Origin of the sequence: Propioniciclava sp. (genome assembly GCF_036744435.1) — a bacterium.
In the GTDB taxonomy this organism is placed as follows: Bacteria; Actinomycetota; Actinomycetes; order Propionibacteriales; family Propionibacteriaceae; genus Propioniciclava.
On sequence record NZ_DAIOIA010000108.1, the window covers coordinates 1 to 10,411 of the forward strand.

At 72.0% G+C, this 10,411-nt stretch carries 8 protein-coding genes; 7 read left to right on the forward strand and 1 reads right to left on the reverse strand.

Annotation, left to right across the window (positions count from 1 at the left end; all coding sequences use genetic code 11):
• Positions 1 to 26 precede the first annotated feature (26 nt).
• The 6 genes from V7E09_RS15740 to V7E09_RS12230 all read left to right on the forward strand — a co-directional run bounded on the left by V7E09_RS15740 (position 27) and on the right by V7E09_RS12230 (position 4,017).
• Positions 27 to 380 (forward strand): response regulator, encoded by a 354-nt coding sequence (locus V7E09_RS15740; protein ID WP_442956888.1) that lies wholly within the window; start codon positions 27 to 29, stop codon positions 378 to 380.
• A 6-nt stretch (positions 381 to 386) separates the two neighbouring features.
• Positions 387 to 698, forward strand: coding sequence for a response regulator transcription factor (locus tag V7E09_RS15745; protein WP_442956889.1), 312 nt, complete (start codon positions 387 to 389; stop codon positions 696 to 698).
• A 78-nt stretch (positions 699 to 776) separates the two neighbouring features.
• Positions 777 to 1,667, forward strand: coding sequence for an NAD(P)-dependent oxidoreductase (locus V7E09_RS12215; protein ID WP_324523452.1), 891 nt, complete (start codon positions 777 to 779; stop codon positions 1,665 to 1,667).
• A 260-nt stretch (positions 1,668 to 1,927) separates the two neighbouring features.
• Entirely contained in the window at positions 1,928 to 2,503 is a 576-nt protein-coding gene (locus V7E09_RS12220; protein WP_324510002.1) for a hypothetical protein, read from the forward strand.
• A complete protein-coding gene (locus V7E09_RS12225) occupies positions 2,500 to 3,090 on the forward strand; it encodes a hypothetical protein (RefSeq protein ID WP_324510001.1) in 591 nt (196 codons plus the stop codon). Before V7E09_RS12220 ends, V7E09_RS12225 begins: the two co-directional genes overlap by 4 nt.
• A gap of 138 nt (positions 3,091 to 3,228) precedes the next feature.
• Positions 3,229 to 4,017, forward strand: coding sequence for a TspO/MBR family protein (locus tag V7E09_RS12230; protein WP_324510000.1), 789 nt, complete (start codon positions 3,229 to 3,231; stop codon positions 4,015 to 4,017).
• A gap of 42 nt (positions 4,018 to 4,059) precedes the next feature.
• Here V7E09_RS12230 and V7E09_RS12235 read toward each other — a convergent pair whose 3' ends face one another.
• Positions 4,060 to 4,215 (reverse strand): hypothetical protein, encoded by a 156-nt coding sequence (locus V7E09_RS12235; RefSeq protein WP_324509999.1) that lies wholly within the window; start codon positions 4,213 to 4,215, stop codon positions 4,060 to 4,062.
• A gap of 524 nt (positions 4,216 to 4,739) precedes the next feature.
• On the opposite strand from V7E09_RS12235, the gene V7E09_RS12240 reads away from it, so the two are divergent.
• Positions 4,740 to 10,334, forward strand: a complete 5,595-nt coding sequence (locus V7E09_RS12240; RefSeq protein ID WP_324523453.1) for an ATP-binding protein — start codon at positions 4,740 to 4,742, stop codon at positions 10,332 to 10,334.
• Positions 10,335 to 10,411 lie beyond the last annotated feature (77 nt).

Consider the following 10,411-nt stretch of genomic DNA (forward strand, 5'->3'; position numbering starts at 1 on the left):
CGGCGGCGGGGCCTAGGATGCCGAGCGTGCCGACCATCCGCGTCCTGCTCGTCGACGACGACCCGCTGGCGCGCACCGGTCTGGTCAGCCTGCTGGGCGCTGTCGCCGACATCGAGGTGTGCGGCGAGGTATCCGACGGCGACGAGGTCGTCTCGGCCGCCCGCGAGTTGAAGCCCGGGGTGGTCCTGATGGATCTGCGGATGCCTCGCCTGAACGGGGTCGAGGCGACGCGACTCGTGCGGGCGCTGCCCTCGCCGCCCCACGTGATCGCGCTCACCACGTGGGACGTCGACGACGCGGTCGTCCGCTCCCTGGAGGCCGGTGCCGACGGCTTCCTGCTCAAGACCGCGGCTCCCCTGGAGATCGTGGCGGCGATCTGAGCGGTGATGGATGGGGACGCCGTGCTGTCCCCGCGCAGCACCCGGCGGCTGCTCGACCATGTGGGGCGCCGTGACGATGCGGCCCGGCGTGCCGCCGTCACGCTGCTGGGGAGACTGACGGCGCGAGAGCGCGACGTGGCGATCGCGACCGGCCACGGGCTGACGAACGTGGAGATCGGCACCCGGCTCTACATGTCGGCCGCGACCGTCAAGCAGCACCTGGGCGCGGTGCAGCACAAGCTAGGCGTCCGGAATCGGGTCGGCGTCGCCGTCCTGGCCGAACGCGCCGGGCTCCTGGGGGAGCCGGGCGTCCGCTGAGGAGCCGCGACCGCCCCCCTGCCGCACCGTGTCTGGGAGGATGAGCCCACCGCACGAACAACCACGACGGGGGCGAACATGGCAAGCACGATCGGACTGGTAGGGCTCGGAGTGATGGGGACGGCGATCCTCACGCGCCTCCTGGAAACCGGGCACGAGGTCGCCGCCTTCGACGTGAACTCCGGCGCCGTCGCTCGGGCCGTCGAGGCGGGCGCACGTGCCGCGGCCACGCCCGCCGAGGCCGCGGCGGGCGGCGTGGTGATCCTCTCCCTTCCCAACGCCGCCATCGTCGAGCTGGCCGCCTTCGGCGCCGAGGGCGCCGCCACCGGCGACGCCCCCGTCCTCGTGATCGACATGTCCTCCATCGACCCGGGTGCCACGAGGCGCCTCGCCCGCCGGGCCGCCGACGCCGGGCACGCCTGGGTCGATTCCCCCTTGTCGGGTGGCGCTCCGGCCGCGCTGGCCGGGACGTTGACGCTCATGCTGGGCGGCACCGAGCAGGACGTGGCGCGGGCCACGACGGTGCTGTCGGCGCTCGCGGCGCGCCTCACCCATTGCGGCCCCTCGGGCGCGGGCCAGACGGTGAAGCTGCTCAACCAGATCATCGTCGGAACCGCCATGAACGCGCTCGCGGAAGTCTCCGGGCTGGTGCGCGCCAGCGGCCTCGATGCCGAGGTGGTGCGCGGGGCGCTGAGCGGCGGCCGGGGGGATTCGCCGCTGCTGCAGGAGTTCTTCGTCAAGTTCGCCACCGCCGACCCGACCGTCACCGGACGCATCGGCAACATGATCAAGGACCTCGACGGGGCCACCGAGGCGGCGCGCGGGGCGGGCGTGCCGGTGCCGCTGACCGCCGCGTCCGCGGAGGTGCATCGCTGGCTGCGTTCCCGGGGGCTGGACGCCGCCGACTCGGCTGCCTTGCTCGCCTACTACGACGCGTCCGTCGCCGATCCGGACTACTGGTTGGCGTAAGGGGCGCCGCGACCTGGGTCCCCGCGACGCATGCCATCGCCGTCGGACCGGGCACCGGGTGGGGGACTCGGGCGGCGGGGCCTGGGGATTCCCGCGACGTCTGTGGATAACCGCACTTCTCGGCGGCAGGCGTGGGTGGTCTCTGCCAGGCTGGGGCCACCCCCAGCGAATGGAACCCCACCATGGTTACTTCTTCCCTCGACACTGCGTCCGGCCGGGCGCGCCCTTCCCGAGCCAGCCGAACACTCCGCACCGCTGCGGTGGTGATGGTGGCGCTTGCGGCGGCGACCGGATGCGCATCGGTACCCGTGGCGCCGACGCCCTACCCGACTTTGCGGGCCGAACCGGCCTACCAGTGCCGCCCCGCCGACGGGGGCGATCGTGTCCCGTGCACGGCCGAGGAGTTTGAGGTCGCCCGCCAACGCGACGCTCTCTTTGAGGAGGCGTATGACGTTTTCGAGCGCTACCTGCTGGAGTTGGACCGACTGCGTCGCGTGGGAGCCGGGGAGTTATCACCCGAGATGGAGTCGCTCGTCACGGGGTCGGATCGAGAGGCGCTGGCGCAAGCCCTCTCGGAGGTCACGTCTCGTCCGATGATTGAGGGCGGCGTCGATCTTGCGTGGATGACCCGCGACACGACGTCGGAGCCCGTGGACGGCTCCCTTGTGCAGATCGTGGCGTGCGTGGACTACTCGGGGGCGCGCTACCAGAACCCGCGAGGAGGCGAGCCTTTCCAGGGATCTCGCGCGTACATGTGGCCCGCGTACGCCCGCAGCGAGAGCGGGAGCCTCCAGATCATCGACTTGGTGGTAGACCCAGTGGAGTCCTGCGCATGAGCGGCTCGTACGTGCGCATCGGCGCCGCCATCCTGCTCGGTGTGGGAGTGGGGGCGCTTGTTGGCTGCGGCACCCTGGCAACGCCGGGTGCGACGGCCTCCCCCGTGTATCGGTGTATTCCCGTCGGTGGGGGTGAATCGGTGCCTTGCACCGCTGAGCAGTACACGCAGGCGGTGGAGCGGGACGCCCTCGTGGCCGAAGCGGATGCGGTGTATCGGCGCTACTGGGCCGAGGTTAGTCGTCTCAGCCGCGAATCAGCACCAGAGTTCACGCCCGAACTCGATCAGGTCGCCACAGGCTCCATCCGGCGCTGGATCACGGGGGAGCTTCTCCCCGACCTGAGCAAGCAAACGTGGGTGAGCGGCGAGTCACAGGTGGCGCGCACCTCTGAGTTCCCCGGGACGAGCGCGGCGGGGTCAATCATCACCTTGCAGGTGTGCACGGACGAGTCAGCCGTGCAGTACACGAGCGGCGGTGGGGAAGCGTTCGCCGGGCCGATTCGTGAGGGGCGGTGGTACTTCGTCCGAGAAGCCAGCGGCGCCCTGAAGCTGATCGCAGGCGAGTACGCCACGGTCGGCTCCTGCTAGGCCTGAGACGCCAGGGCGGCCCGGCCGTCGTCGATGTGAATCGTCGCTTCCCTTGTCAACGTCGTGCCCGTGCGGTTGTGTGGGGAGCGACATCCGGTCCCAGGGACCGCCTGGGCCCGGCGACGAGGGGAGCTGGCCATGTCTGAGATGGTGCGCAGGATCCTGGTGAGTGTCAGCGCCGTGTTCATGGTGCTGGGGACGCTGTACGGATTCGGGGTGATCGGCGAACGCGTCGAGGAGAGCTCGGGTGGCGCCTTCGCCGCCGATGCCACCCTTGTGACGCCCGCGTCCCCGGCCTTTTCCGTCTGGTCGCTGATCTACCTCGGCTTGTTCGCCTACGTGGTGTGGCAGTGGCTCCCCGCCTCGCGGGCGTCCGGGCGCGCAGATCGCATCTGGTGGCTGGCCGCCGTCTCGATGGTCCTCAACGGGGCGTGGCTGCTCGTCACCCAGGTGGGTTGGATCTGGGTCAGCGTCGCCGTGATCGCCGCGCTCGCCCTCACCCTGGGCACCCTGGTGGCCCGGCTGAGCGAGAAGCCCGCACCCGGACTGCCCGAATGGGTCCTGGTCGACGGTGTCTTCGGGATCTACCTCGGCTGGGTCTCCGTGGCGACCATCGCCAACGTCACCGCCGCGCTGGTGGCCTCCGGGGTCAACCCGCCGCTGGAGCAAGGGCAGTACTGGGCCGTCGGGGTTCTGGCGCTGGGCGCCGCGCTCGGCGTCTGGCTGGCGGTGCGCCTGGGCGGTCGCATCGCGGTGGCTGCGGCCATGGCCTGGGCGATGTGCTGGATCGCCGTCGGCCGGCTCACCGCGACGCCGTCCTCCACTCTGGTCGGCGTGGCAGCGCTGGTCGCCGCCGCGGTGATCGTGGCCGCTGCTGTGATCGCCCGGCTGAGGCGTCCCGCTCGGCCGATGCGGGCGATCAGCTAATCGGCCGATGCGGGCGATCAGCTAAGTCGCACAGGGAACAGCTCAGGGGCGGTGAGTGTGCAGAACCGCCTCGGTGGTGTGGCCGTCCGGGTCGAACAGGAACGCCGCGAAGTAGCCCACGTGATACTCGGGCCGATGCCGCGGGTGACCGTTGTTGCTGCCTCCGGCCGCCAGGCCCGCGGCGTGATAGGCGCGCACCTGATCCTCGTCGTCGGCCCGGGACGATCGACATGGTCAAGCACGGCGGGCATGGGGCAAGTCTCACAGCACGCCGGGCCGGTGCCTCAACGCGACGCGGTCCCGTCCGGCGCGGCAACGCCCGGCGAGGGCGCGGGGGGCTGCGGCGTCCGCTCGTTGAGCTCGAACCATTCCGAGTCGCACCCGGGGCAGCGATACACGGGGGCTCCGCCGACGCGTTCGCCCGTCTCGACGGTGCCGCAGGCGTCCTGACACGGGAAAGAGATGAGATAGCGCGCCACCATGGCGTCCATTCTTCACCTCGGACCGCCGCTGCTGGCGAGGCTCCTCAACCGGGATTGTGGGGTCCCTACAAAGTTCCCGAGGGGCTGTTGGGAGGTCGGCCGTTGATTCCCAGCAGGCCTCCGACAGGTCGTCGCGCCGACTCGCCAGCGGCCAGATTCGGTGGAAGATTCGACCCCAGCCCACGCGGGAGCGGCTCGACGCGCCCGCATCCGGGACTGTCGTCGCACCAAGGAGGCCCCGTGTTCCAGCGCATCGCCATCGTCAACCGAGGCGAGGCCGCCATGCGGCTCATCCACGCCGTCCGGGACCTGAATGCCGAGCGCCGCGACACCGAGCCCATCACGACGATCGCGCTATACACCGACGCCGAACGCTCCGCCATGTTCGCCCGCGAAGCCGACGAGGCCTACCCGCTCGGCCCGGCGTCCGCGCGCCCCTACCTCGATCACGCGCTGCTGGCCCGCGTCCTGCAGGAGGCCCGCGCGGACGCCGTGTGGGTCGGCTGGGGCTTCGTCGCCGAGGACGCCGCGTTCGCCGACCTGGTCGCCTCGCTGGGCATCACCTTCATCGGGCCCTCCGGCGACGCCATGCGTCAACTGGGCGACAAGATCGGCTCCAAGCTCATCGCCGAGGAGGTGGGCGTCCCCGTCGCCCCCTGGTCGCGGGGCGGCGTCGACACCCTGGACGAGGCGCTGGCGGCGGCGCAACGGATCGGCTACCCGCTCATGCTGAAGGCGACCGCGGGCGGCGGCGGCCGTGGCATCCGCCGGGTGGACGGCCCCGACGACCTGGCCGAGGCCTACCAGCGCACCCGCGACGAGGCTGAGCGGGCGTTCGGTTCCGGGGTGGTGTTCCTGGAGAAGCTCGTCACCGGAGCCCGCCACGTCGAGGTGCAGGTCATCGCCGATGGCCACGGCGCCGCCTGGGCGCTCGGCGTCCGGGACTGCACCGTCCAGCGCCGCAACCAGAAGATCATCGAGGAGTCGGCCTCCCCGCTGCTGCGACCCGATCAGGTGGCCGAGTTGAAGGCGTCCGCCGAACGCCTCGCGCTCGCCGTGGACTACCGCGGGGCGGGGACGGTCGAGTTCCTGTACCACCCCGGTGAGGAGCTGTTCGCCTTCCTGGAGGTCAACACCCGCCTGCAGGTCGAGCACCCGATCACCGAGGTCACCAATGAGTTCGACCTGGTCAAAGCCCAGATCGCCGTGGCGTCGGGGCAGCCGCTGGGGGAGCGTCCCGAGGAGTTCGGGCACGCCGTCGAGGCCCGGCTCAACGCCGAGGATCCCGACCGCGACTTCGCGCCCGCCCCCGGGTTCCTCACCCGGCTCGACCTGCCCGCGGGGCCGGGCATCCGCGTCGACACCGGCGTCGCCGAGGGCGACACCATCCCCGCCGACTTCGACTCGATGATCGCCAAGATCATCGCCTATGGCCGCACCCGCGACGAAGCGCTGGGACGCCTCCGGCGCGCCCTCGCGGAGACGACCGTCGTGATCGACGGCGGCGCCACCAACAAGAGCTTCGTCCTCGAATTGCTCGATCACCCCGAGGTCGTCGGCGCCCCCGGCGTCGCCTGGGCCGACACTGGCTGGATCGACCGCGAACGCGCGGCGGGCGGCCTCGTCGCCGACGCCCACGCGGGGGTCGCGCTCGTCGCCGCCGCGCTGGAGGCCTACGAGGAGGCTGCCTCGGTGGAGGCCGAACGCCTCCTGGAGACCGCCCACGGGGGACGCCCGCAGACCCAGCACACCGACGGCGTCAGCGTCGACCTGAAGCTGCGCGGCTCCGCCCACCGCGTCACCGCCTACGCCACCGGACCCGGCCGGTTCACCGTCGAGGTGGACGGCCGCCCGGCCCGCGTCGAGGTGCAGCGCCTCGACGACGTCCACGGACGCCTGCGCGTCAACGGCGTCCGCTACCGGATCGTGTCGGCCACTCACGGGCCGGTGCACCTCATCGAGGTCGACAACGTCATGCACCGCGTCTCCCGCGACGAGGGCGGCGTCCTGCGCTCCCCGGCCCCCGCCCTCGTGGTGGCCACCCCCGTCGCCGTCGGCGATGAGGTCGCCGCCGGGGCGCCCGTCGTCGTCCTGGAGTCCATGAAGATGGAGAGCGTCGTCACCGCCCCCTTCGACGCCCGCGTCAAGGAACTCCACGTGATGACCGGCTCCCAGGTGGAGACCATGGCGCCCCTGGTGCGGCTCGAACCCCTCACCGCCGAGACGGCCGAGGAAGCCGCCCCCGCTGCGGCCGTCGACCTGCCCGCAGCGCTACCCGACGCCGACCCGTCCGCCCGCGCGGACCGGCTGCGCGCCGACCTGTCGGCGATCCTCATGGGCTACGACGTCACCCCGCACGCCCACCCGCTCCAGGAGTACCTGGCCGCCCGCGACGAGGTGCGGGCCGCCGGCGGGGACGTGCTCACCGGCGAGATCGCGCTGGTCGGCCTGTTCGCCGACCTGGCCGCCCTCAACCGGAACCGGCCCCTCGGCGAGCAGGTCAACACCGAACTGCGCGTCCACTCCGACCGCGAGCACTTCCACCGCTACCTGACCACGCTGGACGCCGACCGCGCGGGCCTGCCCGAGCAGTTCCAGGAGCGGCTGCGCACCGTCCTGGCCCACTACGGGGTCGACTCTCTGGAGCGGACGCCCGCCCTCGAGGACGCCGTGTTCCGGATCTTCCTCGCCCAGAAGCGGGGGGCCGCCGACCTGCCGATCGTGCTGCGCATCCTCGACCGCTGGATCGGCGAACCGGCCCCGCACGGCGAGCTGGCCGAGTCTGCCCGCGCTCGGCTCGAACGCCTCGTCCGCGCCACCCAGCTCCGCTTCCCGGCCGTCGGCGACCTGGCCCGGTCGGTCAGGTTCCGCTGGTTCGACCAGCCGCAGGTCGACGCCGAACGGGCCGCCGTGCTGGCCGGGGTGGCCGACGAGGTCGCCGACCTGGCCGCGCACCCGGACGCCCCCGACTACGCCGCCCGGATCCTGGCCCTGGCCGCGATCCCCGAGTGGACGGCGAGCTTCCTGGCCGAACGCCTGGGACGCGACGGCGTCAGCGCCCACGAGCCGATGCTGGAGGTGCTGCTGCGCAAGTACTACGCCGACTTCGCCCTCGAATCCGTGGCGACCAGCCAGATCGAGGGCCGGGCCGTCGTCACCGCGAACTACGAGATCGAGGACCGGCCCACCCGGTTCGTGTCCACGCTCGGGCGCAGCGACGAACTCGCCGCCGACGGCCCGCTCGCCCGGATCGTCGCCGCCGAGCTGGGGCGGCGGCGCCCCGGCGACGAGGCGGTGGCGGAGCTGTACGTGGCCTGGCCCGCGGGCGTGGATCCGGCGTCCGTCTCGGCCCGCCTCGAAGGCACGCTCGCGACCTGGGACTGGGGGGCCGGGGTCCGGCGGGTGCTGGTGGGCATCTGCACCCCCGACGGTGTCGTGGAGTACCGCTCGTTCCGTCCTGACGCCCAGGGTGGCTTCGCCGAGGACGAGAACATGCGCGGCATGCACGCCATGCTGGCCCGTCGCCTCGACCTGTGGCGGCTGCGCGAGTTCCACCTCACCCGGCTTCCCGCCCCCGACGACGTGGTGCTCTTCGAGTGCGTCGCGCGCACCAACCCTGACGACCGCCGCCTCGTCGCGATGGGGCAGGTGCGCCAGCTGGCCGTCGTCCGGGACGCCGAGGGGCGCCTGCTGGGCCTGCCGCACGCCGAGCGGGCGGTCGAGAACGGCCTCGAAGCGATCCGCCGTACCCGCGCCGAACGCGGCCAGGCGGGCAGCAAGCTCGACATGAACTACGTCTGGGTGCACGTGTGGCCCGAGTTCGACGTCGGCCTGGAGGAGATCGCGACGCTGCAGACGAAGATCACGCCGCTGTCGGACGGCGCCGGGATCGAGGAGGTGCTGTGCCAGGGCCGCTACGCCGGGCCGGACGGCACCCTCCCGGTGGCGGTGCGCTTCCACAACGTGCCCGGCTCGGGCGTCACCGCGTCCGTCGGAGCGCCGCCGACCACCCCACTCAAACCGCTGGACGACTACGCCACGAAGGTGCTGCGGGCGCGCCGCCGCGGCCTGGTGTATCCCTACGAGCTGTCGGCGTCCCTGGCCGGTGAGGGCGGCACGCTCACCGAACTCGACCTCGTCGAGACCCCCTCTGCCCCTGCCGCGGACACCCCCCACCTCGCCGAGAACGCCCCCCACCCCGCCGAGGACTCGGGTTCAGGGCGTCGAGGACTGGAGTTGGGCGCGTCCAGGACTGACCGGCTCGCCCCCGTCGACCGGGCGCCCGGCAACAACACCGCAGGCATCATCGTCGCCGAGGTCACCACGCCGACACCGTTGTACCCCGAAGGCATCACCCGGATCGCGCTGTGCGGGGACCCGACCAAGGGTCTCGGCGCGGTCTCCGAAGCCGAATGCCGACGCATCATCGCCGCCCTCGACCTCGCCGAAGAACGCGGGCTGCCGGTGGAATGGTTCGCCCTCTCCTCGGGCGCGCGGGTGTCGATGCAGTCGGGCACCGAGAACATGGACTGGGTCGCCGCCGCGCTGCGCCGCATCGTCCAGTTCACCCAAGCCGGGCACGAGATCAACGTCGTCGTCGCGGGCATCAACGTGGGCGCCCAGCCCTACTGGAACGCCGAAGCGACCATGCTCATGCACACCAAGGGCATCCTCGTCATGACGCCCGACTCGGCCATGGTCCTCACCGGCAAGCAGTCCCTCGACTTCTCCGGCGGCGTCTCCGCCGAGGACAACTTCGGCATCGGCGGCTACGACCGGGTGATGGGGCCCAATGGGCAGGCCCAGTACTGGGCGCCCAACCTGGGGGCGGCCATGGGCATCCTCCTGGGCCACTACGACCACAGCTACATCGCGCCCGGGGAGGACGCCCCACGCCGGGCCGTCAGCGTCGACCCGGTCGACCGTGACGTGTCGGACTACCCGCACGCCGCCGAAGGGTCGGAGTTCACCACCGTGGGCGAGGTCTTCTCCCACGCGAAGAACCCCGACCGGAAGAAGCCGTTCGACATCCGCACCGTCATCGCCGCCGTCTGCGACGCCGACCACCCCCGCGTCGAACGCTGGGCGGGCATGGCGGACGCCGAGACGGCCGTCGTCATGGACGCCCGCCTCGGCGGCCACGCCGTCTGCGTCCTGGGCATCGAATCCAAGCCGGTGCCGCGACAGGGCTTCCCTCCCACCGACGGCCCCGACACCTACACCGGAGGGACGCTGTTCCCCCGGTCCTCAAAGAAGGCGGCCCGGGCGATCAACGCGGCCTCCGGCAACCGGCCGCTCGTCGTGCTGGCGAACCTGTCCGGCTTCGACGGCTCCCCCGAGTCGATGCGCAACCTGCAACTGGAGTACGGCGCCGAGATCGGCCGGGCCATCGTGAACTTCTCCGGGCCTATCGTGTTCGTCGTCATCTCCCGCTACCACGGCGGGGCGTTCGTGGTGTTCTCCAAGCGGCTCAACGAGAACATGACGGTGCTGGCCATCGAGGGATCCTTCGCGTCCGTGCTGGGCGGAGCCCCTGCGGCCGCGGTCGTGTTCGCCGGGGATGTCGCCAAGCGCACGGCGTCCGACCCGCGGGTGGCGTCCCTGGAGGCCCAGCTGCGGGAGGCGCCCGCCGAGACGCACGCGGCGCTGCAGTTGGAGCTGGCCGAGGCCCGCGGGGCGGTGCGCGCGGAGAAGATCTCCGAGGTGGCCGCCGAGTTCGACGGCGTCCACAGCATCCACCGGGCCGTCGAGGTGGGCTCGGTGGACCGCGTGATCACGCCCGCGCAGTTGCGTCCGGCGATCGTCGAGGCGATCGAGGCGCACGCGTCCCGCTGAGCACCACCTCGCGCCCGCGTCCGCGAGTCCTCGGCGCGCTGACCCTCAGTCCTCGGCGGGCTGACCCTCAGTCCTCG

Excerpts from the sequence above, each read along its gene's own strand:
- V7E09_RS12225 (WP_324510001.1), top strand. The coding sequence starts at position 2,500 with ATGAGCGGCTCGTACGTGCGCATCGGCGCCGCCATCCTGCTCGGTGTG.
- V7E09_RS12215 (WP_324523452.1), top strand. The coding sequence starts at position 777 with ATGGCAAGCACGATCGGACTGGTAGGGCTCGGAGTGATGGGGACGGCG.
- V7E09_RS15745 (WP_442956889.1), top strand. The coding sequence starts at position 387 with ATGGATGGGGACGCCGTGCTGTCCCCGCGCAGCACCCGGCGGCTGCTC.
- V7E09_RS12230 (WP_324510000.1), top strand. The coding sequence starts at position 3,229 with ATGTCTGAGATGGTGCGCAGGATCCTGGTGAGTGTCAGCGCCGTGTTC.